At 60.0% G+C, this 23,130-nt stretch carries 19 protein-coding genes; 10 read left to right on the top strand and 9 right to left on the bottom strand.

Going from position 1 to position 23,130, the window contains the following annotated elements:
• Positions 1-69: 69 nt before the first annotated feature.
• The 3 genes from PS14A_RS21580 (at position 70) to PS14A_RS21570 (ending at position 2,778) form a co-directional block, all read left to right on the top strand.
• A complete protein-coding gene (locus tag PS14A_RS21580) occupies positions 70-1,515 on the top strand; it encodes a cytochrome ubiquinol oxidase subunit I (protein WP_137215635.1) in 1,446 nt (481 codons plus the stop codon).
• Between the two features lie 3 nt (positions 1,516-1,518).
• Complete coding sequence (cydB, locus tag PS14A_RS21575; protein ID WP_212617182.1) at positions 1,519-2,526, top strand: cytochrome d ubiquinol oxidase subunit II; 1,008 nt, start codon at positions 1,519-1,521, stop codon at positions 2,524-2,526.
• Positions 2,527-2,610: 84 nt separating this feature from the next.
• Complete coding sequence (locus tag PS14A_RS21570) at positions 2,611-2,778, top strand: DUF2474 domain-containing protein (RefSeq protein ID WP_016773090.1); 168 nt, start codon at positions 2,611-2,613, stop codon at positions 2,776-2,778.
• Between the two features lie 72 nt (positions 2,779-2,850).
• Here the strand turns inward: PS14A_RS21570 and PS14A_RS21565 are convergent, their stop codons facing one another.
• Both PS14A_RS21565 and PS14A_RS21560 read right to left on the bottom strand, forming a co-directional pair.
• Complete coding sequence (locus PS14A_RS21565; protein ID WP_212617181.1) at positions 2,851-3,975, bottom strand: class I SAM-dependent methyltransferase; 1,125 nt, start codon at positions 3,973-3,975, stop codon at positions 2,851-2,853.
• A 174-nt stretch (positions 3,976-4,149) separates the two neighbouring features.
• Positions 4,150-4,860, bottom strand: a complete 711-nt coding sequence (locus PS14A_RS21560; RefSeq protein WP_212617180.1) for an autoinducer binding domain-containing protein — start codon at positions 4,858-4,860, stop codon at positions 4,150-4,152.
• Between the two features lie 313 nt (positions 4,861-5,173).
• Between PS14A_RS21560 and PS14A_RS21555 the strand changes: the two genes are divergently transcribed.
• Entirely contained in the window at positions 5,174-5,950 is a 777-nt protein-coding gene (locus PS14A_RS21555; protein ID WP_212617179.1) for a ferredoxin--NADP reductase, read from the top strand.
• Between the two features lie 45 nt (positions 5,951-5,995).
• On the opposite strand, the gene mscL is transcribed toward PS14A_RS21555, so the two are convergent.
• A complete protein-coding gene (gene mscL / locus PS14A_RS21550; protein ID WP_024014404.1) occupies positions 5,996-6,409 on the bottom strand; it encodes a large-conductance mechanosensitive channel protein MscL in 414 nt (137 codons plus the stop codon).
• 285 nt (positions 6,410-6,694) lie between these two features.
• Between mscL and katB the strand changes: the two genes are divergently transcribed.
• The 3 genes from katB to radA are packed head-to-tail and all read left to right on the top strand — an operon-like array spanning position 6,695 to position 10,257.
• The gene (gene katB / locus PS14A_RS21545) at positions 6,695-8,236 is read left to right on the top strand and encodes a catalase KatB (RefSeq protein ID WP_212617178.1); all 1,542 of its coding nucleotides are present in this window, start codon (positions 6,695-6,697) and stop codon (positions 8,234-8,236) included.
• Positions 8,237-8,296: 60 nt separating this feature from the next.
• Positions 8,297-8,842 carry an ankyrin repeat domain-containing protein gene (locus tag PS14A_RS21540; protein ID WP_212617177.1) on the top strand — a complete coding sequence of 182 codons (546 nt, stop codon included), beginning with the start codon at positions 8,297-8,299 and terminating at the stop codon, positions 8,840-8,842.
• A 47-nt stretch (positions 8,843-8,889) separates the two neighbouring features.
• Positions 8,890-10,257: a DNA repair protein RadA gene (gene radA / locus PS14A_RS21535; protein WP_003228407.1), complete on the top strand. Its 1,368-nt coding sequence runs from the start codon at positions 8,890-8,892 to the stop codon at positions 10,255-10,257.
• A 114-nt stretch (positions 10,258-10,371) separates the two neighbouring features.
• On the opposite strand, the gene PS14A_RS21530 is transcribed toward radA, so the two are convergent.
• The gene (locus tag PS14A_RS21530; RefSeq protein ID WP_130912633.1) at positions 10,372-10,740 is read right to left on the bottom strand and encodes a PilZ domain-containing protein; all 369 of its coding nucleotides are present in this window, start codon (positions 10,738-10,740) and stop codon (positions 10,372-10,374) included.
• 159 nt (positions 10,741-10,899) lie between these two features.
• On the opposite strand from PS14A_RS21530, the gene PS14A_RS21525 reads away from it, so the two are divergent.
• The 3 genes from PS14A_RS21525 to yjiA all read left to right on the top strand — a co-directional run bounded on the left by PS14A_RS21525 (position 10,900) and on the right by yjiA (position 14,309).
• Positions 10,900-12,966, top strand: a complete 2,067-nt coding sequence (locus PS14A_RS21525) for a carbon starvation CstA family protein (protein WP_016773099.1) — start codon at positions 10,900-10,902, stop codon at positions 12,964-12,966.
• Positions 12,967-12,981: 15 nt separating this feature from the next.
• Positions 12,982-13,179: a YbdD/YjiX family protein gene (locus tag PS14A_RS21520; RefSeq protein ID WP_003228401.1), complete on the top strand. Its 198-nt coding sequence runs from the start codon at positions 12,982-12,984 to the stop codon at positions 13,177-13,179.
• Between the two features lie 152 nt (positions 13,180-13,331).
• A complete protein-coding gene (yjiA, locus tag PS14A_RS21515) occupies positions 13,332-14,309 on the top strand; it encodes a GTPase (protein ID WP_137215628.1) in 978 nt (325 codons plus the stop codon).
• A gap of 113 nt (positions 14,310-14,422) precedes the next feature.
• Here the strand turns inward: yjiA and PS14A_RS21510 are convergent, their stop codons facing one another.
• From PS14A_RS21510 to morA, 5 genes are all read right to left on the bottom strand, one after another.
• Positions 14,423-15,127: a GntR family transcriptional regulator gene (locus tag PS14A_RS21510; RefSeq protein ID WP_212617176.1), complete on the bottom strand. Its 705-nt coding sequence runs from the start codon at positions 15,125-15,127 to the stop codon at positions 14,423-14,425.
• 18 nt (positions 15,128-15,145) lie between these two features.
• Entirely contained in the window at positions 15,146-15,850 is a 705-nt protein-coding gene (locus PS14A_RS21505; protein ID WP_130912630.1) for a FadR/GntR family transcriptional regulator, read from the bottom strand.
• Positions 15,851-15,899: 49 nt separating this feature from the next.
• Positions 15,900-17,213 carry a C4-dicarboxylate transporter DctA gene (locus tag PS14A_RS21500; protein WP_110603140.1) on the bottom strand — a complete coding sequence of 438 codons (1,314 nt, stop codon included), beginning with the start codon at positions 17,211-17,213 and terminating at the stop codon, positions 15,900-15,902.
• A 328-nt stretch (positions 17,214-17,541) separates the two neighbouring features.
• Positions 17,542-18,795 carry a serine hydroxymethyltransferase gene (glyA, locus tag PS14A_RS21495; protein ID WP_130912498.1) on the bottom strand — a complete coding sequence of 418 codons (1,254 nt, stop codon included), beginning with the start codon at positions 18,793-18,795 and terminating at the stop codon, positions 17,542-17,544.
• Positions 18,796-19,010: 215 nt separating this feature from the next.
• Entirely contained in the window at positions 19,011-22,859 is a 3,849-nt protein-coding gene (morA, locus tag PS14A_RS21490) for a cyclic di-GMP receptor MorA (protein ID WP_212617175.1), read from the bottom strand.
• Between the last annotated feature and the right edge of the window lie 271 nt (positions 22,860-23,130).

Genomic DNA, 23,130 nt, shown 5'->3' with positions numbered 1-23,130 from the left:
CCATATCCGTGGGGGCAGTGGTGCAGGCCTCCGGGCCAGCTACCCGTATTACCTGACAGAGGAAGCCATATGTTCGGTTTAGAGGCTCTCGATCTCGCCCGAATTCAGTTCGCGTTCACCATCTCGTTCCACATTCTGTTCCCGGCCATCACCATTGGCCTGGCGAGTTACCTGGCAGTGCTCGAAGGTTTGTGGCTGAAGACCCGCAACGACACCTACCGCGATCTCTACCATTTCTGGTCGAAGATTTTTGCCGTCAACTTCGGCATGGGCGTGGTTTCCGGGCTGGTCATGGCCTATCAGTTCGGCACCAACTGGAGTCGGTTCTCCGACTTCGCCGGTGCCGTCACCGGGCCGTTGCTGACTTATGAAGTGCTCACAGCGTTCTTCCTCGAGGCCGGTTTTCTTGGCGTGATGCTGTTCGGCTGGAACAAGGTCGGGCGCGGCCTGCACTTCTTCTCGACGGTGATGGTGGCGATCGGCACGCTGATTTCGACCTTCTGGATTCTCGCCTCCAACAGCTGGATGCAGACCCCGCAAGGCTTTGAAATCGTCAACGGTCAGGTGATCCCCACCGACTGGCTGGCAATCATCTTTAACCCGTCATTCCCTTACCGGCTGATGCACATGGCCACGGCCGCGTTCGTCGCGACGGCGTTCTTCGTCGGCTCGTCGGCGGCCTGGCACCTGCTGCGCGGCAGGGACAACCCGGCGATCCGCACCATGCTGTCGATGGCCATGTGGATGGCGTTGATCGTCGCGCCGATCCAGGCAGTGATCGGCGACTTCCACGGGCTCAATACGCTCAAGCATCAGCCAGCGAAAATCGCCGCGATCGAAGGCCACTGGGAAAACCATGGCGACGAGGCGACGCCGCTGATCCTGTTCGGCTGGCCGGACATGAAAGAAGAACGCACCAAGTTCGCTGTGGAGATTCCCTACCTCGGCAGCCTGATCCTCACCCACTCGCTGGACAAGCAAGTGCCGGCGCTGAAGGAATTCCCGCCGGAAGACCGGCCGAATTCGACCATCGTGTTCTGGTCGTTCCGGATCATGGTCGGCCTCGGCTTCCTGATGATCTTCACCGGGTTGTGGAGCCTGTGGCTGCGCAAGCGTGAGTCGCTGTATACCTCGCGGCCGTTCCTGCATCTGGCCTTGTGGATGGGGCCGTCCGGCCTGATCGCGATTCTCGCCGGGTGGTTCACCACGGAGATCGGCCGTCAGCCATGGGTGGTCTACGGCTTGATGCGCACTGCCGATGCTTCGTCCAACCACAGCTTCATGCAGATGAGCATCACCCTGATCATGTTCGTCGTGGTCTATTTCGCCCTGTTCGGCGCCGGTCTCGGCTACATGATGCGCCTGGTGCGCAAAGGGCCGAAGATCAGCGAAGGCAGCGAAACACCGGACGGTGGTCCAGGCAAGAAACGCACCCCGGCACGTCCGTTGTCCGCAGCCGACGACCCGGCCGAGGGCGAGCACGAAGACAACACTCGCTTGACCAAGGAGATTTGACTCATGGGTATCGATCTTCCGCTGATCTGGGCCGTGATCATCATCTTCGGCATCATGATGTACGTGGTCATGGACGGCTTCGACCTGGGCATCGGCATTCTCTTCCCGTTCGTACCCGGCAAGACCGATCGCGACGTGATGATGAACACGGTCGCGCCAGTCTGGGACGGCAACGAAACCTGGCTGGTGCTGGGTGGCGCGGCGTTGTTCGGCGCCTTCCCGCTGGCCTATTCGGTGGTGTTGTCGGCGCTGTACCTGCCGCTGATTTTCATGCTCATGGGCCTGATCTTTCGCGGCGTGGCCTTCGAATTCCGCTTCAAGGCCAAGGATGAAAAACGTCACCTGTGGGACAAGGCATTCATCGGTGGTTCGATCGCGGCAACGTTCTTTCAGGGCGTGGCGCTGGGAGCGTTCATCGATGGTCTGCCGGTGGTCAATCGCCAGTTCGCCGGTGGTTCACTGGATTGGCTGACGCCGTTCACGCTGTTCTGCGGTGCGGCGCTGGTGGTGGCCTATGCCTTGCTCGGCTGTACTTGGCTGATCATGAAAACCGAAGGCAAGTTGCAGGAGCAGATGCATGACCTGGCGCGGCCGCTGGCGTTTGTCCTGTTGGCAGTGATAGGTATCGTCAGCCTGTGGACGCCTCTGTCGCATCCGGAAATCGCCTCGCGCTGGTTCAGCATGCCGAATCTGTTCTGGTTCATGCCGGTGCCGATTATGGTGCTGGTCACCTTGTACGGCCTGATTCGCGCGGTGGCACGTAACGCCAACTACACGCCGTTCCTGCTGACGCTGGTGCTGATCTTCCTCGGCTACAGCGGCTTGGGTATCAGCCTGTGGCCGAACATCGTGCCGCCGTCTATCTCGATCTGGGACGCCGCCGCGCCGCCGCAAAGTCAGGGCTTCATGCTGGTCGGCACGTTGTTCATCATTCCGTTCATCCTGGGGTATACCTTCTGGAGCTACTACGTGTTCCGCGGCAAGGTCACCCACGAAGACGGTTACCACTAATCCCATGCTGGGCTTGCCCTGTGGGAGCGAGCCTGCTCGCGAAGGCGTCCGCAGTGACGCCTTGGCTTAACGGAGATCGATGCAATGACCGGCAAACATTCCCTGCACGACATTGAAGAAGCCGAAAAAAAGCCGCTGTGGCAGCGGCTCGGCTGGTTGGCCCTGATCTGGGTTGGCAGTGTCGGCGTGTTGTTCATCGCCGCCAGCCTGATGCGCATGTTCATGAATGCCGCAGGTTTGACCACCCACTGAAACATCCCGTCCCGGCGCCTTCGGGTACGGGTTTGCAACCCTCCTCACGGAGGGTTTTTTTATGCCGCAGATTTATTTGCGCGCCTTGAGGATGACGAATTTCGGCGTGGCCGCGACTTGCTCGACACCGCGGAACAGGCGCGCCAGTTTGCTGTGATAGCCCAGATGCCGGTTGCCGACGATGTACAGCGCACCGCCGACCACCAGCGCCTCGCGCGCCTGCTGGAACATGCGCCAGGCGAGGAAATCGCCGACCACCTGCTGCTGATGGAACGGTGGGTTGCACAGCACCACGTCCAGCGACTGCGGCGCCTGCCCGGCAAGACCATCGCCAGCGCGCACGATCACGTCGCGATCGGCCAATGCCGCGCGCCAGTTTTCGGCAGCCGATTGCACCGCCATGAACGATTCGTCGACCAGCGTGTAATGCGCATCCGGGTTCTGCAAGGCGCTGGCGATTGCCAGAACACCGTTGCCGCAACCGAGGTCGGCGACCCGTGCGCTGCCAAGGTTTTTCGGCAGATGCGGCAGAAAAGCGCGGGTGCCGATGTCGAGGCCTTCGCGGCAGAATACGTTGGCGTGGTTGAGCAATTCGATCGCTGGTTCGTCGAGGCGATAGCGGGTCGGGTAAGGAGACGTGACGGGCGCTTTGCTTTCAGGCGTGGCGATCAGCAGTCGGGCTTTCTTCACGGCCAGCGACGCCTGCACCGGGCCAATGTAGCGCTCGAGCAGATCGCCGGCAGCGCGCGGCAGATGCTTGACCATGGCGGAGGCGATCACTTGCGCGCCGGGAGCGAGTTGTCCTTGCAGGCGGATCAACTGCTCTTCCAATAGCGCCAGCGTCTTGGGAACGCGGATCAGCACCCGGTCAAACGGCCCCACCAAAGGCTCGCTTGCCGGAATCGGACGGATTGCATCGAACGCCTGGCTGTTGCGCAGTAGATTCTTTTCCAGCCCAACGAAACCCAGGAACGAGTCGCCGCTGCTGCTGACTTCGACCTTGCCCAGCAGACTGATCGCCAGGGCGCCAAAGCTGTCATTGAGCACCAGCACGCGGGTACTGCTCGCCAGTTGTTCGCTGGCGAGATGATTGAGCAGGTATTCGTCTGCCGCGTCGAATGCTTGCAGCGGTTCATTCTGCTGTTCGGGCTGGCGGATCAGGTCGAGTTGGGCGAAAGGCGTTTCGAGCAAAGGCATGGGACGGGGACTCAGGATATTCGGCAGATATCCCGTGGCCTGGATGTCGTGCGACGGGATCCGACCGAGTGGACTGCGATGCAAGCGGTATGCGTCATCACTCGGAAAGGCCTGAATGGTACGTTTTTTTGCGGGCAAATACTTGCAGGATTACCGCGCGATAACGTTCAGCTGTCAGATGATCCCGGCCCGAGCGGCGGCAATCACTGCGGAAATCTTGTTGCAGACGTTGAATTTTTCGATGACGTTTTGTACGTGATAGTTAACGGTGCGTTCGCTCAGGCTGAGGATTCGCGAAATGTCGTGAGCCGTCTTGCCCATGGCGGAAAGTTTCATGATTTCCAGCTCCCGGGACGATAGCCTGGGCCTGCTGGGCTTGTCCTGTATTGGAACGGTGCGCGCATATAATTCGCTGAAGTGTCGGTTGGCGAAGAACAGATAACCGTAATGCTCATATAGCTCGAGCGGGCTGATCGGGCAGTGGGTCCGGGCCAGGCTGATGATGCTGCACAAACCGCTGGCTTCGTCATGAAACGCTTGCGACCAGCCATGCTGCAGCCCGTTGTTTTTCAACGCCTGCCACAACTCGGGCGCATCAGTGAAAACTCTTTCTTCCCAAACGATCGGCAATATTGAGTGATTGCAATGCGCTATTACGGGATCGATGTTGCGGTAGTTCTCTTTGTTGTACTGGGTGTTCCATTCTTTCGGGTAATTATTGATTTGCAATGCGTTCAGATGAACTTCGCGATTGGGTGAGGTGACCGCGATGGCGCAGAAATTAAAACCCAGGTTTTCGGCAAATCTCAGCAGGATCGGATAAGCCGCCTCTATGCCCTTGGCAAATGTCAATTGTTTGAGTTGTGATTCCTTCCACGTTTCCATGAGCTTTCGCCTCCATGTCCTGATAGCGGGGCGCCGAATGGATCCAAAAGACCCGGCACGAATCGAAGTGTAGGATCATTCCGAAGAATTGCCTTACATTATTTCGAGATTTATATCTGAAGGTTATTCATAAAGCGTTCTTAGCAATACAGCCTGTTATATTCAGATTGCCATCTCAAGTTATTACTCTAAATACGACCTTGACAACATATCGAATGCGCAACGCAGATCCTGTTAATACCATTACCAATCACGGGTGTTTGGTAGCGCGATTTTGCGGGACACTGTGGGCAATCGTTTCAAGGAGTGCCTCATGACTGCCAGTGCCGAGAAGTACACCACCCAGACCTTGCTCGATGTGCAACCGTTGACGCCGAACCTGTTCACGCTGCGCACCAGCCGTGATCCCGGCTTTCGCTTTCGCGCCGGCCAGTTCGCCCGGCTGGGCGTCACCAAGGCCGATGGCAGCACGGTCTGGCGCGCCTATTCGATGGTGTCGTCGCCGTTCGACGAGTTTCTCGAGTTCTTTTCCATCGTCGTGCCGGACGGCGAATTCACCAGTGAACTGAGCCGTCTCCAGGTCGGCGACAGCTTGATGGTAGAGCGCCAGGCGTTCGGCTATCTGACGCTGGATCGCTTTGTCGACGGCCGAGACCTGTGGTTATTGTCGACCGGCACCGGGGTGGCGCCGTTTCTGTCGATCCTGCAGGACTTCGAGGTCTGGGAGAAATTCGAGCGGATCATTCTGGTTTACAGCGTGCGGGAGGCGCGGGAACTGGCTTACCAGGAGTTGATCGCCGGGTTGGCGCAACGTGACTATCTGAGCGAATACGTCCACAAGTTGCAGTTCATCCCTACCGTGACCCGCGAAGCCCATCCAGGCGCGTTGCAGGGCCGGATTACCACGTTGATCGAAAATGGCGAGCTGGAGCGAGCGGCAGGAGTTGAGCTCTCGCCAGAGCATTCGCGGGTGATGCTGTGCGGCAATCCGCAGATGATCGACGACACCCGCGCCTTGCTGAAACAGCGCGACATGCGCCTGAGCCTGACGCGCAAGCCGGGGCAGGTTGCGGTGGAGAATTACTGGTAACGAAAACGGCACCCGCGGGTGCCGTTTCAATGTGTAGCGAATGCCTCAGGGCCGCTCGTTCTGCGCTTTTAGCAGGTCGCGAATTTCGCCCAGCAGTTGCTCTTCCTTGCTCGGGATCGGCGGCGCGGTCGGCGCCACGGCTTCTTCGCGCTTGAGGCGGTTGATGGCTTTGACGCCCATGAAGATCGCGAAAGCGACAATCACGAAATCCAGCACCGTCTGCAGGAATTTGCCGTAAGCCAGCACCACTGCGGGCGCATCGCCCTGGGCCGCTTTGAGCGTGACAGCCAGATCACTGAAGTCCACCCCACCGATCAACAGGCCAATCGGCGGCATGATCACGTCGCCGACAAACGACGAAACGATCTTGCCGAACGCCGCGCCGATGATGATACCGACGGCCATGTCGACCACATTGCCTTTGACCGCGAAGGCCTTGAACTCGCTAAGCACGCCCATAGTTATTTCCTTGTTACAGATGAGTTTGGTGGTGGCAGTGTAAATCAGCGAAACGCCTCCTGCGCGAAACACCTTCTTACAATGCCCGTTTTTATCGACACATCAATTGACGATTAGTTTGCAAAATGCCAGCAATCGCGCGCGGAATACGCGCTAACCCGCTGACGTGAAAGCCAATTTCTTCAATCATGGCGTTACGTTCTTTCTATTTATGTTCCTCGGCACGGGCCTCTAGCCTTGTTGTGGCGCACCTGGATGCGCCCAATAAAACCAGAGGAACCTGATATGACTTCCGCTCTTGGACTGGGGGCTTTTCCCCATCGCCGCACTCTCGGCGTTCTCACCGCCAGCCTGCTGACCTTCTCGGTCAACGCCGCTCCGCTGACCCGCGATAACGGCGCTGCTGTTGGTGACAATCAGAACTCGCAAACCGCCGGCGCCACTGGCCCGGTCCTGCTGCAGGATGTGCAACTGATCCAGAAGCTGCAGCGCTTCGACCGTGAGCGCATCCCCGAGCGCGTGGTACATGCACGCGGTACCGGCGCTCATGGCACCTTCACCGTGACCGATGACCTCAGCGACCTGAGCAAGGCCAAGGTATTCGCCGCGGGCCAGAGCACGCCGGTGTTCGTGCGCTTCTCGGCGGTGGTGCATGGCAACCATTCCCCGGAAACCCTGCGCGACCCGCGCGGCTTCGCCACCAAGTTCTACACCGCTGACGGCAATTGGGATCTGGTCGGCAACAACTTCCCGACATTCTTCATCCGTGATGCGATCAAATTCCCGGACATGGTCCACGCCTTCAAGCCCGATCCGCGCACCAACCTCGATGACGATTCGCGCCGGTTCGATTTCTTCTCCCATGTACCGGAAGCCACCCGCACACTGACCGAGTTGTATTCCAACTACGGTACTCCGGCCAGTTATCGGGAGATGGATGGCAATGGTGTTCATGCCTATAAGCTGATCAATGCCAGGAATGAAGTTCACTATGTGAAGTTTCACTGGAAGAGTCTTCAAGGCATCAAGAACCTCACGCCAAAACAGGTCAGCGAAGTTCAAGGTCAGGATTACAGTCATATGACCAATGACTTGGTAAGTAACATCAACAAGGGCAACTTCCCGAAGTGGGACTTGTACGTGCAAGTTCTCAAGCCACAGGATTTGTCCAAGTTTGATTTCGATCCACTGGATGCAACCAAGATCTGGCCGGGTATCCCGGAGCGCAAAGTTGGACAAATGGTCTTGAACCGTAATCCGGCCAATGTATTCCAGGAAACCGAACAAGTTGCGATGGCACCAGCCAACGTAGTTCCGGGTATCGAACCTTCGGAAGATCGTCTGTTGCAGGGGCGAGTGTTCTCTTATGCCGACACGCAGATGTATCGCCTCGGCGCCAACGCTCTGCAATTGCCGATCAATGCACCGAAAACCGCAGTGAACAATGGCAATCAGGATGGCGCGATGAATTTTGGCGCCAGCCAGTCCGGCGTCAACTACCAGCCAAGCCGCCTGCAACCGCGTGAAGAGACGCCAGCGGCGCGTTACAGCCAGTCGGCGCTGGCGGGCAGCACCCAACAGGCGAAGATTCAGCGTGAGCAGAACTTCAAGCAGGCCGGTGACCTGTATCGCTCGTACAGCAAGCAGGAACGTCGCGACCTGATCGACAGCTTCGGCGGTTCGCTGGCGACAACCGATGACGAAAGCAAGCACATCATCCTGTCCTTTCTGTACAAGGCCGATCCTGAATATGGCACTGGCGTGACCGAAGTGGCCAAGGGCGACCTCAGCCGCGTGAAAGCACTTGCGGCCAAACTGACCGACTGACAGCGATGCAGCGCACGCGAGGGCCAGTGCGGCCTCGCGTGTGTTCAAGGAGAGAGCCTGATGCGTATTTTTCTTTTATGGTCGGCCGCGTGCCTGTCGTTCACCGTCTGGGCGGCACCTGACGAGCAAAGCCCTGAGGCGATCAAGGCGCAGTTGCAGGATTACTATTTCGATGCCGCCCGCCGCGGCGATGTGCCGATGCTCGAGACCTTTATCGAGTCCGGCTATTCCCTCGATACCCGCGACAGCAAGGGTTACACCGCACTGATTCTGGCGGCTTATCACGGTCAGGCGCCGGCGGTTAAGCGCCTGCTGGCCGCTGGTGCAGATGCTTGCGCACAGGATCAACGCGGCAACACGGCGCTCATGGGCGCGATATTCAAAGGCGAGCTGCAGATCGCCCGGCGCCTGATGGCCACCGATTGCAGCCCCGACCAACGTAACGGCGCCGGGCAGACCGCGGCGATGTACGCCGGGCTGTTCAAGCGTCTGGAATTGCTTGATGCGTTGAAAGCCAAGGGCGCCGACCTCAATGCCGAGGATCCGCTGGGCAACAGCGCCGCGCGTCTGGCCAGCGGCGAAATCCGTACCGCTGCGCCGCGCTGATCGGCGGTGGCTGCGTTATCATCGCGTCTTTTGTTCCGGGGGTTCTGATGGCCAAGGCCAAGCGCATGTACGGCTGCACCGAGTGCGGCGCAACCTTTCCCAAGTGGGCCGGGCAGTGCGGTGAGTGCGGTGCCTGGAACACCCTGACCGAAACCATGATCGAAAGCGGCGGCGCCACGGCCCCCACCGGGCGCACCGGTTGGGCTGGCCAACAGGCACAGATCAAGACGCTCGCCGAAGTCAGCATCGAAGAAATTCCACGTTTTTCTACCGCGTCCGGCGAGCTTGATCGCGTACTCGGCGGCGGGCTGGTCGATGGCTCGGTGGTGCTGATCGGCGGTGATCCGGGGATCGGCAAGTCGACAATCCTGCTGCAGACCCTGTGCAACCTGGCCAAGAGCATGCCAGCGCTGTACGTCACCGGTGAGGAATCCCAGCAGCAAGTGGCGATGCGCGCTCGCCGCCTCGGCCTGCCGCAGGATCAGCTGCGGGTGATGACCGAAACCTGCATCGAAACCATCATCGCCACCGCTCGCCAGGAAAAGCCCAAGGTGATGGTGATCGACTCGATCCAGACCATTTTCACCGAACAACTGCAATCGGCCCCAGGCGGCGTGTCGCAGGTGCGCGAAAGTGCGGCGTTGCTGGTGCGTTACGCCAAACAGAGCGGCACGGCGATCTTCCTCGTCGGCCACGTCACTAAAGAAGGTGCGCTGGCCGGTCCGCGTGTTCTGGAACACATGGTCGACACCGTGCTGTATTTCGAAGGTGAATCCGATGGTCGACTGCGTCTGCTGCGGGCGGTGAAAAACCGTTTCGGCGCGGTCAACGAGTTGGGCGTGTTCGGCATGACCGACAAGGGCCTGAAAGAAGTCTCCAACCCTTCGGCGATTTTTCTCACCCGCGCTCAGGAAGAAGTCCCGGGCAGTGTGGTCATGGCGACGTGGGAAGGCACCCGACCGATGCTGGTAGAGGTGCAGGCGTTGGTCGATGACAGCCATCTGGCCAACCCGCGTCGGGTGACGTTGGGTCTGGATCAGAACCGATTGGCGATGTTGCTCGCGGTGTTGCACCGTCATGGCGGGATTCCGACCCACGATCAGGACGTGTTCCTTAACGTGGTCGGTGGGGTGAAGGTGCTTGAGACCGCCTCGGATCTGGCGTTGATGGCGGCGGTGATGTCGAGTTTGCGCAACCGGCCGCTGCCCCATGACCTGCTGGTGTTCGGCGAAGTCGGCCTGTCCGGCGAAGTGCGCCCGGTGCCGAGTGGGCAGGAGCGATTGAAGGAAGCGGCCAAGCATGGCTTCAAACGCGCGATCGTGCCCAAGGGCAACGCACCGAAGGAAGCGCCGGCGGGCTTGCAGATCATCGCCGTGACGCGCCTTGAACAAGCACTTGACGCACTCTTCGAATAACCCCAATCACCTGTGTAGGAGCTGCCGAAGGCTGCGATCTTTTGATCTTGCTTTTAAAAGACCAGGCTCAAAAGATCGCAGCCTTCGGCAGCTCCTACAGTGGGCCGGTTTTGATCAGATTTCGATCAGCGCACCCAATTCCCGCTCAAGCTCCTGCGGATCACCGAGGTTGAACTCGATCAATCGGCGCAGGCGCTGGATCGACTCCAGGCTGATATGCCGGCAGATGAACCCCAAGTGGCCGTTTTCCTCGTGGGCCAGATGCACGTCCATCTCGATATCGACGTCTTCGCTCAAATGAATGTCGACTAAGAAGTCCTGCTCTTTATCCCCGAGCCACGGCTCCGGTCGTTCGATCAACAGACCCTTGAGCGACAGGTCGATCAGTTTGACCGGCCAAATGTACTCGCCCTGTTTCAGCTCGGTTCGGGCATCGAACGCAATACGTTTGAAACGACGTCGATTGGCGGGGTGCTCGCTCATGGCGCAATCCTCATGAAGGTTCGCTGACTATAGACCGCGAATGCGGGCGCCAGCCAATCGCTCAAGCGTCTAGACCTATGTCGGGGTATGGCCTTTGGCGCCGTAAGCGCTAAACTCGGGGTGGCTGTCTTTCTTGTCCACCCTGGCTGGAATAATAAAATGAAAAATAATAATAGCCTGCTGCGCCACTTACCCTGGCTCGTGCTGGCAATCGTAGGAGCGTGCGCCCTGGGCGTAGTGGCATTGCGCCGCGGCGAGGCGATCAACGCCTTGTGGATTGTGGTCGCTGCCGTGGCCATTTATCTGGTTGCGTACCGTTACTACAGTCTGTTCATCGCCAACAACGTGATGCAACTGGATCCACGTCGGGCCACCCCCGCCGTGCTCAACAACGATGGTCTGGACTATGTGCCGACCAACAAACACATTCTTTTCGGTCACCACTTCGCGGCCATCGCTGGCGCGGGGCCACTGGTCGGTCCGGTGCTGGCGGCGCAGATGGGGTATCTGCCCGGCACGCTCTGGCTGATTGCCGGTGTGGTGCTGGCGGGCGCGGTGCAGGACTTCATGGTCCTGTTCATGTCGACCCGACGCAACGGCCGTTCCCTGGGCGATATGGTGCGTGAAGAAATGGGCCGGATCCCCGGCACTATCGCGCTGTTCGGCTGCTTCCTGATCATGATCATCATCCTCGCGGTGCTGGCGCTGATCGTGGTCAAGGCCCTCGCCGAGAGCCCGTGGGGCATCTTCACCGTGATGGCGACCATCCCGATCGCGATGTTCATGGGCATCTACATGCGCTACATCCGCCCCGGCCGCATCGGCGAAATCTCCGTGGTCGGTGTGTTGCTGCTGCTCGGCTCGATCTGGCTGGGCGGGCAGATCGCTGCCGATCCGGTATGGGCCAAAGCCTTTACCTTCACCGGTGTGCAGATCACCTGGATGCTGGTCGGTTACGGTTTTGTCGCCGCGTCGCTGCCGGTGTGGCTGATCCTGGCGCCACGTGACTATCTGTCGACCTTCCTCAAGATCGGCACCATCGTCGCCCTGGCGATCGGCATCCTGATCACCATGCCCGAGCTGAAAATGCCGGCGCTGACCCAGTTCGTCGACGGCACCGGGCCGGTATGGAAGGGTGGTCTGTTCCCGTTCCTGTTCATCACCATCGCCTGCGGCGCGGTATCGGGTTTCCACGCACTGATCTCGTCGGGCACCACGCCGAAGCTTTTGGATAACGAAACCAACGCCCGCTACATCGGTTACGGCGGCATGCTGATGGAATCGTTCGTGGCGATCATGGCCATGGTTGCCGCTTCGGTGATCGAGCCGGGCGTGTACTTCGCCATGAACAGCCCCGCAGCAGTCGTCGGCAGTGACGTCGCTTCGGTGGCGCAGGTTGTCACCAGTTGGGGCTTTGCGATCACACCGGAAGCGCTGCAAGCGGTTGCCCATGATATCGGCGAAACCACCATTCTGGCTCGCGCCGGTGGTGCGCCGACCCTGGCGGTCGGTATTGCGCAGATCCTGCACAGTGTCCTGCCGGGTGAAAACACCATGGCGTTCTGGTACCACTTCGCGATCCTGTTCGAAGCGCTGTTCATCCTCACCGCTGTGGACGCCGGCACCCGTGCCGGGCGTTTCATGCTGCAGGACCTGCTCGGCTCCTTCGTACCGGCGCTGAAACGCACCGAATCGTGGGGCGCCAACTTGATCGCCACCGCCGGTTGTGTGGCGATGTGGGGCTGGTTGCTGTATCAGGGCGTGATCGATCCTCTGGGCGGCATCAACACCTTGTGGCCATTGTTCGGCATCTCCAACCAGATGCTCGCCGGTATCGCGCTGATGCTTGGCACCGTGGTCCTGATCAAAATGAAGCGCCAGCGCTACATCTGGGTCACCCTGTTGCCGGCCACCTGGCTGTTGATCTGCACCACAACTGCTGGCTTCATCAAGCTGTTCGACGCCAACCCGGCGATCGGCTTCCTGTCCCTGGCCAAGAAGTACAGCGATGCGCTGGCCAACGGTCAGGTGCTGGCACCGGCGAAGAGCGTCGAGCAGATGCAGCACGTGATCTTCAACGCCTACACCAACGCCACACTCACCGCGCTGTTCCTGTTCGTGGTGTTCAGCATCCTGTTCTATGCGCTCAAGGTCGGCATCGCCGCCTGGGGCAAGAAAGAGCGTACGGATAAAGAATCGCCATTCCAGGCCCTGCCGGATGCGTAACCAGAGGATTGCAGCATGTTCAATGACCTGAGTCGCCTCGGTAAATACCTCGGTCAGGCCGCGCGCCTGATGGTCGGCATGCCCGACTACGACACCTACGTCGAGCATATGCAAACCAAACACCCGGACAAACCGGTGATGAGCTACGAGATGTTCTTTCGCGAACGTCAGGAAGCCCGTTACGGTGGCAAGGGTGGGCCGAAGTGCTGTTGAGCTGACAGCCTGCGGTTGAGGTAATCCCCTGTGGGAGCGAGCCTGCTCGCGAATATGGAGTGTCAGTTGATGAAGGATTTGACTGACACACCGCTTTCGCGAGCAGGCTCGCTCCCACATTTGTTTTTGTGTTCTTTTCAGGAGATCGGGTTTTGTCTTCTCCCATTCCGGTAACGGTCCTCAGCGGTTTCCTCGGCGCCGGCAAGACCACCTTGCTGCGTCATTTATTGAAAGCCGAGCACGGCCTGAAAATCGCCGTGATCGAAAACGAATTCAGCGACGCCGGCATCGACACTCAGTTGCTCGGTGACGAGCCGGTGCAGGTCATGACCCTGGCCAACGGCTGCGTCTGCTGCACCATTCACACCGATCTGACCAAGGCGCTGTACCTGTTGCTCGAACGTCTGGACAGCGGCGAGATCGCCTTCGATCGTCTGGTGATCGAGTGCACCGGTCTCGCCGATCCGGCGCCGGTGGCGCAGACCTTTTTCATCGATGAAGAGCTGCGCGAGCGTTATCTGCTCGACGGCATCATCACTCTGGTCGACGCCGCCCACGCCGACGTGCACCTGACGCAGACCATCGCCCAGGCGCAGATCGGTTTCGCCGATCGTCTGCTGGTGAGCAAGACCGATCTGGTCGATGAACCGACGTTCACTGCGCTGAGCGAGCGCCTTACGCGAATCAACCGCCGCGCGCCGATCCGCGTGGTCGAGCATGGCAACATCGATCTGGCCGAACTGCTGGATGTGCGCGGCTTCAACCTCAATGCTGACCTCGGCGGTGGTCTGAGCCTTCGTCCGGTGAGCAAGGCACCGTCGATCGATCGCATCTCCAGCCTGGTGTTGCGCACCGATCAGGCGCTGGATATCGATCAGCTCAGCGAGTTCATGAACGAACTGCTGGAAGAGCATGGCAAGCAATTGCTGCGTTACAAGGGCGTGCTGAACATTGCTGGCGAAGGCCGGCGCCTGGTGTTTCAGGGTGTGCTGAAACTCTACGGTTTCGACTGGGACACCGAATGGGCCGAGGGCGAGGCGCGGGAGAGTGTGATCGTGTTTATTGCCGATGATTTGCCGGAAGAGAAGATTCGGGTGGGTTTTGCGCGGGTAGCGGCGCAACAAGCCTGATATTTCAACAGCTCAGAGGGCCTCTTCGCGAGCAGGCTCGCTCCTACAGAGGATTGCATTCCTCCTGACAGAATGCGGTCTTTTGTGGGAGCGAGCCTGCTCGCGAAGGCGATCTAGCCGACAGCACAATGCCCATGGTCTGAACCCAGCAGCGTCTGCTCAAGATGATCCAGATGCCGATTCATCAACATGCCGGCCTTGGAAACATCACCTCGCTCCACAACCTCAACCAACGCCAAATGCTCCTGCCATGCGCAACAACTGCGCGTCGGGCTCTGACTCCGCGCAATGGCCAGCGACGTCAGCGGCACCAGACTGCGCAGAAAATGCGCCAAGGGCACATTCCCCGCCATCCGCGCCAACTGCAGATGAAACTCCCCCGACAATCGAATCGCCGCTCCGCGCCGATCCTGCTCGACGGCGCGCTTCTCACGTTCGATCAACGTGCGCAGGCCAGTCAGTTGATCTTCACGCGGACGCTGACAGGCCAACCGCACCAAGGTGTTCTCAGCCAGCCGCCGCGCGTGCAAAGTCTGCCGAATCAATTCCCGATCCGGCGCCGCCACTCGCGGCCGATGATTGGCGCGCAATACCACGATCTGTTCATGACACAACTGCGTCAGCACTCGCCGCACATCGGCACGGCTGGAATTGAACATCGCCTTCAGACTGTCCTCGGTGAACCGGCTGTCTTCATCGATACGCTGCTCGAGGATCGCATCGAACAGTCGCGGATACAGATCTTCCGTCGGCGTGCCCAGGCGAGAGACGGGCAGGGCGGTCGATTGCGCGTGGGACGCTGAAGCGAAACTGTTCATGGCCGTTCTCCTGGCAAATCAGGTGGGCAGGTTGTCGTCCGGGATGTTCAGCTCAACGCCCATGCGCTGGCCTTCGCGCAGAATGTGCCGACGCATTTCGGCGCTGGCCTGGGCGCTGTTCTTGCTGCGGATCGCGCGGACTACGGCTTCGTTTTCTTCGAGGCGTTCGGCCAGATGTTCCGGGGAATTGCGCAACACTTCGGCGCTCTGCTTGAGGGCATTGCTGGTCTGTTGCACCACGCTCTGGAAAATCGGGTTTGAGGTCAGCGTGAACAGTTCTTCGTGGAAGGCGATGTAGGCGCTGACCCCGGCTTCGCTGTCACCGGCCTCGAGGGCTTCGCGCATGTCCATCAGGGTCAGGCGCAACTGGCCGACTTCCTTGCTGCTGATCGATTGTGCAACCAGACCGACGATGAACGGCTCAAGGGTGTAGCGCAGTTGCAGCACGTCTTCGAGACTGGCCCCGGCCACCGCGCTGTCGTGGCTCTGGCTGTCGCTGAGTTGCGCATCGAGGACGATCACGCCTTTGCCCGGCATCGAGCGCACCAGGCCGAGGGTTTCGAGGACGATCACCGCCTCGCGCAGACTAGGCCGGCTGATGCCCAGTTGTTCGGCCAGTTCGCGCTGGCCCGGCAGCATGTCGCCTGTGCGCCACTGGCCACGGGCCAACGCGGCACGGAGTTTTTCCACCACTGAGTTGACGACGGTTGACGTTGTAATCACGTATTGGCTCCCGGCGCCGTGCCTGCGCATTGGCAGGCACGGCACTCATTCAAAATTCTTTGGCCGCCGCCTGAGCGACGGTTTTTCGCGGTTGAAAGTTATAGCCCTGTTCGCCGTTGAGTACTTTGTTGGCGCGCTGCACGTCGATGTCCTTTTCCCAGCGGGCGATGGCCACGGTGGCGACGCAGTTGCCGATCAGATTGGTCAGCGCGCGGCCGATGCCCATGAACCAGTCCACGGCCAACACCAGCACCAGACCGACTACGGGAATCGCCGGGATCGCCGTCAGCGTCGCGGCGAGAATCACCAGCGCCGAACCGGGAATGCCGTGAGCGCCTTTGGAGGTAATCAGCGACACCAGCAGGATGGTCAGCAAGTCGGTCATCGCCAGTGGCGTGCCGGTAGCGTTGGCGATGAACACGATGGCCAGGGTCAGGTAGATCGAGAAACCGTCGAGGTTGAACGAGTACCCGGTCGGGATCACCAGACCGACAGTAGAGCTGCCGATACCGAGGTGTTCGAGCTTGCGCATGATCTGCGGCAGCACGGCGTCGGAAGAGGCAGTGCCCATGACGATCAGCAGTTCTTCACGCAGGTACTTGAGCAGCGGCCACATGCGCAGGCCGGAGACGCGCATCACCAGACCGAGGATCAGCGCGACGAAGGCGACGCAGGTCAGGTAGAACAGACCGACCAGACTGCCCAGGTGCTGCAGCGAATCCAGGCCATATTTGCTGGTGGTGAAGGCGATGGCGCCGAACACGCCGATCGGCGCCAGACGCACGATCATGCCCATGATGCGGAAGATCACATGGCTGAGTTCGTTGATCAGCCGCGAAATCCCGGAAGCGGCCTCGCCAACAAGATTCAGCGCACTGCCGAACAGCACCGAAAACAGCAGCACTTGCAGAATATTGTTGTCAGCGAAGGCACCGATCACCGAAGTCGGGATCAGGTCCATCAGAAATTGCGTGGTGGTATGCATGTGCTGGCCGCGCTCGGCGAGGTCGCCCATATCGGCGCTGGAGAGTTGCTCCAGATGAATATTCGCGCCGCTGCCGATGCCGGTGCTGAAGGCGAACACCAGACCGATCACCAGAGCGATGGTGGTCAGCACTTCGAAATAGATCACCGACTTGAGGCCGATGCGCCCGACCTTCTTCAGATCGCCCGCGCCGCTGATGCCGCTGACCACCACGCAGAACACGATCAGGCCAATGAGCATCTTGATCAATTTGATGAAGCCATCGCCGAGCGGTTTCAGCTGGGCGGAGTATTCAGGAAGGGTCAGCCCGCAGACGATGCCGAGCATCAGTCCGAGAACCACTTGAAGGAAGATTGAGCGCGAGCACCATCTGAGCATGGGAGGAATCCTGGGTCGGTGTCCTGGCTGCCGTACGCGTGGCGCAGCGGATTCAGGACTTAATTATTGTGGTCTTACCGGTATGTCCAGTGCAGGCGCAGTCTAGGCTTGGGTTTTTCCTGATTACAAGTGGGAATCATGAAATTGGCATGACCGGTCTGACCGGTGGTCCAGCAGCAAATGTCGCAGCCTCCGACAGCTCTCACATCTGAAATGCGATCTCCCTGTAGGAGCTGCCGAAGGCTGCGATCTTTTGATCTTTCATTCAGACGAAAAAAAACCGGCCAATCACTTGGCCGGTTTTTCATGCTGCGGGTTTATCGTCGCATCAAGCGCCGTACACCGGCAGTTTCTTGCAGATGGCTTTGACTTTTTCACGAACGGTGTCGATCACCGCTTCGTTGTTCAGGTCAGCCAGGATGTCGCAGATCCAGCCGGCCAGCTCTTTGCACTCAGCCTCTTTGAAACCGCGAGTGGTCACAGCCGGAGTACCGAAGCGCAGGCCGGAGGTGACGAACGGCGAGCGTGGATCGTTAGGCACCGAGTTCTTGTTCACGGTGATGAACGCTTTGCCCAGTGCGGCGTCGGCGTCTTTACCGGAGATGTCCTGCTTGATCAGCGACAGCAGGAACAGGTGGTTCTTGGTACCGCCGGACACTACGTCGAAACCGCGCGCGATGAACACTTCGGCCATGGCCTGAGCGTTCTTCACCACTTGTTCCTGGTAAGCCTTGAACTCTGGCTGCAGCGCTTCCTTGAAGCAGATTGCCTTGGCGGCGATCACGTGCTCCAGCGGACCACCCTGGGCGCCCGGGAATACTGCGGAGTTGAGCTTCTTCTCGATCTCGGCGTTGGCGCGAGCCAGGATCAGACCGCCACGTGGACCGCGCAGGGTCTTGTGGGTGGTGGTGGTCACGACGTCGGCGAACGGCACCGGGTTCGGGTACACACCGGCGGCAACCAGACCGGCGACGTGAGCCATGTCGACGAACAGGTAGGCGCCAACCTTGTCAGCGATTTCGCGGAAGCGCGGGAAGTCGAGGATCTGCGAGTAGGCAGAGAAACCGGCAACGATCATCTTCGGCTTGTGCTCGACTGCCAGGCGCTCGACTTCGTCGTAGTCGATCAGGCCGTTGGCATCGATACCGTATTGAACGGCGTTGTACAGCTTGCCCGAGGAGGAAACGCTGGCGCCGTGGGTCAGGTGACCGCCGTGGGCCAGGCTCATGCCCAGAATGGTGTCGCCACCTTGCAGCAGAGCCAGGTAAACAGCGGCGTTGGCTTGCGAACCGGCGTGCGGCTGAACGTTGGCGTAATCGGCGCCGAACAGTTCCTTGGCGCGGTCGATGGCCAGTTGTTCAACCACGTCCACGTATTCGCAACCACCGTAGTAACGCTTGCCCGGATAGCCTTCGGCGTACTTGTTGGTCAGGACCGAGCCTTGAGCTTCCATCACCGCTGGGCTGGTGTAGTTTTCCGAAGCGATCAGCTCAATGTGTTCTTCCTGACGCTGAGCTTCTTGCTCCATGGCGGCAAAAAGGTCGGCGTCGTACTTGGCAATAGTCAAATCACGGCTGAACATGGCGGTCCTCAAGGATCGGGGGGGCAGAAAAGGGGGGCATTCTAACCCAACCGCTTTTGGATGACATATGAAACGACGTCATGTCGCAGACAAGTGGCGTTCATGACAGATGTGCGGTGCTTTTCCCGGCCCCTTCGCGAGCAGGCTCGCTCCCACATGTGAAATGCATTCCCCTGTGGGAGCGAGCCTGCTCGCGAAGGCCGCGCCGCAAATCTTCAGTCGAACATGAACAGCGCGTCATTGCTGAACTGCGCTTCAAACCGCCCCGCCGGCATCGGCCGGCCGAACAGATATCCCTGCACTTCATCGCAGCCATGCTCACGCAGGAAGTCCAGTTGCTCATGGGTTTCCACGCCCTCGGCGATCACCGCCAGGTTCAAGCTGTGGGCCATGGCGATGATCGCCCGGGCGATCTGCGCGTCCTGTTCGCCGGACGGCAGGCCGTCGACGAAAGTACGGTCGATCTTCAGCACGTCGATCGGGAATTGCTTGAGGTAGTTCAGCGATGAATAACCGGTGCCGAAGTCATCGACTGCGATGCTCAGGCCGAGGTTTTTCAGCCCGGCAAGAATCTGCATCGCCTCGCTGACTTCGCGCATCAGGATGCTTTCGGTCAGTTCCAGCTCCAGACACGCCGGGGGCAGACCGGTTTCGCGCAGGATCGTCGCGATTCGCGTGCCCAACTGGCCGTCGGAGAATTGCCGTGCGGAGATATTCACCGAGACCTTCGGCACCCGTACGCGTTGCTGGTGCCAGGTTTTCAGCTGTCGACAGGCCTCGCTGATGACCCAGTCGCCAACATCCACCACCAGCCCAAGCTCTTCCAGCACCGGAATGAAATCCCCCGGCGGCACCAGCCCACGACGCGGATGGCGCCAGCGCAGCAGCGCTTCAGCGCCGGTCAGGCGCTTGCCGTCGCCGCTGAACTGCGGCTGGTAATACAGGACGAATTCGTTCTGCTCCAGCGCATGGCGCAGATCGCTTTCCAGTTCCAGACGCTCCAGCGCACTGGCGTTCATGTCGGCCTGATAGAACTGGAAGTTGTTCTTGCCGCGTTCCTTGGCGTGGTACATCGCCGTGTCGGCGTTTTTCATCAACTGGCTGAGTTCATTGCCGTCCTGCGGACTCAGGGCGATGCCGATACTGGCGGTGACGAAAAACTCGCGGCCCTCGAGCACGAACGGCCGCACCAGGCTGGCGAGAATCTGCTCGGCCACGTGAATCGCCCGGTTCAGCGCCAGTTCGCGGTTGGAGCGATGCTGCAGCAGCAGGGTGAATTCGTCGCCGCCCATGCGCGCCACAGTGTCGTCGTCATCGACGCAGGCCAGCAGGCGCGTGGCCATGTCCTTGAGCATGCGGTCGCCGGCGGCGTGGCCGAGGGAGTCGTTGATCGGTTTGAAACGGTCGAGGTCGAGGAACATCAGCACCACCCACGACTTCTGCCGTTCGGCCGCTTGCAGCGCGGTGTGCAGACGATCCTGGAACAGCGTGCGGTTCGGCAGGTGGGTGAGGGCGTCGTAATAGGCGAGGCGGTGAATGCGCTGCTCGCTGGCCTTGCGCTCGCTGATGTCGCTGAAGAAACACACGTAACTGGCCAGATCGCCCTCGTCGTCGAGCACGGCAGTAATGCCGACCCAAGCGGGGTAATGCTCGCCGTTACGGCGCTTCATCCACACTTCGCCTTCCCAGGTGCTGTGCTCGTGCAACTGCTTGAGCACGTAGCGCAAGTGCGCGTCCTGCTGCTCGTCGACGGTGAGCATGTTCGGCAATTGATCGAGGACTTCGCCGACGCTGTAGCCACTGACCCGACTGAACGCTTCGTTGGCCTGGACGATGTACCCAGCGGGGTCGGTGATCAGGATCGCCGAGGTCGAATGCTCGAATACCGTGGCGGCCATGCGCAGATCTTTTTCGGCACGGCGCTGTTGACTGATATCGCGGCCAACGCCGAGCACGCCTTCGAACGCGCCGTGTTCGTCCCACACCAGCACCAGGCGCAGTTCGATCGGAATCTTGCGGCCGTCGGCGCGCAGGCAATCGAAGAGGAACAGCTGCGTTTGCACCTGACTGCGCAGCAATGCCAGTTGCTCGGGCTTGTCCAGCGCCTTGCTGACGCGGTCCATCAGCACATGAATGCCGTTCAGTTGCCCGGGATTGGCGATGATCGATTGCCAGCCGTTCTGGAAAATCCATTCGGCGTTGTAACCGAGCACGGCCTGCACCGAGGGGCTGACATAGTTCAGCGAGAGCTTGCTGTCGGTGGAGAAAATCACGTCGCTGATGCTCTCGGCGAGCATGCGGTAGCGCTGCTCGCTGTCACGCAGCGATTCGCTCGCCTCGATCTGTTCGGTGATGTCCTTGGCCACGCCGATGATGCGCGTGACTTGATCGTGCTTGTCCCGCGCCAGCGCCTGTTCACGGATGTCGAAGCGCCGCCACTTGCCATCGCGATGGCGGAAGCGCAATTGGCATTGCAACAATTGGCTGTAACCGGCGTGACGCTGCAACTGTCGCGAACGATGGTAATAGTCGGCGTCTTCCGGGTGCAGAAGGATTTCCCAGAAGTACTCGCCCATCTGATGCAGTTCAGTACGGTTGTAGCCCAGGGTCTGGCCGAGGTGGTGGTTGCTGAAAATCATCCGCTGGCTGATCACGTCCTGCACATACAGATGATCCGGTACGGTGCGCACCACGTCCGACCAGAAACCTTCGCGCTCCAGCAACGACAACTCGATCAGCTTGCGACTGGTGATGTCGTTGATGCTGAGAATCACCGCTTTATAGTCGTGCTGCTCGCTCGGCAGGCGCAGGACCATCCACAGGTGCTGATCGCGACCGTTGCTGTTGGGCAGTTTGATTTCCAGTTCCAGCTGTTTCTGCTGTTGCAGGACGGCGTCGAGGATCTGCTGACCGATCGCGCACTGCGGGTGGCGCTGGCCGTCGATCAGCAACTGCCAGGCATCGTCGCAGGAGTGCACATCGAGCAGTTGCAGGGCGACCTGATTGACCTCGGTGACGCGCATTTCCCCGAGCAGTTGCTGGCGCTGCTGCGGTTGGTCGAGCCAGGCCTCGAGCTGGTCGCTGGTCTGGATCTGCGCCTTGTCGAACATCTGCTTTAGCCCGGACAGGTCAAGCACGCACAAGGCCACGCCGGTGCCTTCGAAAATATCCTGATAACGCCGCCGGCCTTCATGCACCTGGCGCTGACGCCGACGCATGTTCAGCAGGGCGATCACCGGCAGCATCGAGAACGCCAGGCCGAGCAGGCATTTGCCGATGAACGCCGGCAGCAATTCTTCCAGTACGCGCTGGCGGTCGAACAGCCCGCGCAGTTGCCAGTCGCTGCTGCTCAGCGGCACGGTCAGCACGGTGTTCGCCACATCGTCCGGGGTCAGCACGCCGGCCTTGGCTGACGTCAGCGCAGCGTCGCGGCTTATGATCTGGTGATTGAGGCGGTTTTCCACCAGCCACAACGGGCGCAGGGTGGTGGCGTCCTGTTTGGTCAGCGCGTCGAAGAAGGTTGGCGTCAGGCGCAAGGCCCAGTAACCGCGACTGCTGCCGCTGGCCTGATGCAGCAGCAGATGCACTACCGAGCCGTCATCGGCATTGCTGAAGTAATGCGCCTGGGCGCGGCTGCGGCGCACCAGTTCAGTCAGGTAATCGGCGTCGGAGCTGTCGGCGGCGCTGTCGCTGATGATCCGGCCGGAGGGCGAGAGCAGGGCCATGCTGCGCAGGTCGGGCAGCGAGCGTTGCAGTTTGCGCAGGAGCATCTGCTGTTCGTCGGCAGTTTGCGGTTGTTCGACGATCGGTAGCAGATTGAGGGCGATTTGCGCATTCAGCGCCATGTTCAGGCTGACCTGAGCGGCGAGGTCGGCGGTGTAATCGATGGTGTACTGGCGCTGGTTTTTCTGGGTTTCACGCAGTTGATCGAGCAGTTGCCAGAACAGCAACGCGAGCAATAACAGCACGAGGGTGGCCAGCGCCCCCTTCAATGTCCCGCGCAGGGGCGAGCCGGGCGCCGGTGGGGTGCTGCTCACAGAGGCTGGCGGAGTGACATTGGTCAAGCTGTGATCCTGCGATTTGGCTGGACTGGCGCGACGTGCACTATAAGCCGGACGCCCGAAGGGCGGCTAGCATGCCTTGACTCGTGGCGAAGTGCCAGCCCCTCTCGGCTGGACTGCCATCGGTCATTAAGGTAGCTTTGCCGGTTACGCGGGGGCGTTCCAGCTCCTAGAATCAGACTTTTTTCCGCGCGCACGCATTGATGACCCTCAAGTGAACGACGCGCACCGGTCTGGCCAGGCATCGCCTGCGCTCCAATCATTCATCTGTCAC

The sequence above is a fragment of the Pseudomonas sp. 14A genome (assembly GCF_018132745.1).
GTDB lineage: Bacteria > Pseudomonadota > Gammaproteobacteria > Pseudomonadales > Pseudomonadaceae > Aquipseudomonas > Aquipseudomonas mercuritolerans.
The sequence above is the reverse complement of the archived record's forward strand: the minus strand, read 5'-3'. Positions and strand labels throughout refer to the sequence as shown.

Bases quoted from the DNA above. Each gene is read 5' to 3' on its own strand.
- PS14A_RS21580 (WP_137215635.1), top strand. From the start codon at position 70: ATGTTCGGTTTAGAGGCTCTCGATCTCGCCCGAATTCAGTTCGCGTTC.
- cydB (WP_212617182.1), top strand. From the start codon at position 1,519: ATGGGTATCGATCTTCCGCTGATCTGGGCCGTGATCATCATCTTCGGC.
- PS14A_RS21570 (WP_016773090.1), top strand. From the start codon at position 2,611: ATGACCGGCAAACATTCCCTGCACGACATTGAAGAAGCCGAAAAAAAG.
- PS14A_RS21565 (WP_212617181.1), bottom strand. From the start codon at position 3,975: ATGCCTTTGCTCGAAACGCCTTTCGCCCAACTCGACCTGATCCGCCAG.
- PS14A_RS21560 (WP_212617180.1), bottom strand. From the start codon at position 4,860: ATGGAAACGTGGAAGGAATCACAACTCAAACAATTGACATTTGCCAAG.
- PS14A_RS21555 (WP_212617179.1), top strand. From the start codon at position 5,174: ATGACTGCCAGTGCCGAGAAGTACACCACCCAGACCTTGCTCGATGTG.
- mscL (WP_024014404.1), bottom strand. From the start codon at position 6,409: ATGGGCGTGCTTAGCGAGTTCAAGGCCTTCGCGGTCAAAGGCAATGTG.
- katB (WP_212617178.1), top strand. From the start codon at position 6,695: ATGACTTCCGCTCTTGGACTGGGGGCTTTTCCCCATCGCCGCACTCTC.
- PS14A_RS21540 (WP_212617177.1), top strand. From the start codon at position 8,297: ATGCGTATTTTTCTTTTATGGTCGGCCGCGTGCCTGTCGTTCACCGTC.
- radA (WP_003228407.1), top strand. From the start codon at position 8,890: ATGGCCAAGGCCAAGCGCATGTACGGCTGCACCGAGTGCGGCGCAACC.
- PS14A_RS21530 (WP_130912633.1), bottom strand. From the start codon at position 10,740: ATGAGCGAGCACCCCGCCAATCGACGTCGTTTCAAACGTATTGCGTTC.
- PS14A_RS21525 (WP_016773099.1), top strand. From the start codon at position 10,900: ATGAAAAATAATAATAGCCTGCTGCGCCACTTACCCTGGCTCGTGCTG.
- PS14A_RS21520 (WP_003228401.1), top strand. From the start codon at position 12,982: ATGTTCAATGACCTGAGTCGCCTCGGTAAATACCTCGGTCAGGCCGCG.
- PS14A_RS21510 (WP_212617176.1), bottom strand. From the start codon at position 15,127: ATGAACAGTTTCGCTTCAGCGTCCCACGCGCAATCGACCGCCCTGCCC.
- PS14A_RS21500 (WP_110603140.1), bottom strand. From the start codon at position 17,213: ATGCTCAGATGGTGCTCGCGCTCAATCTTCCTTCAAGTGGTTCTCGGA.
- glyA (WP_130912498.1), bottom strand. From the start codon at position 18,795: ATGTTCAGCCGTGATTTGACTATTGCCAAGTACGACGCCGACCTTTTT.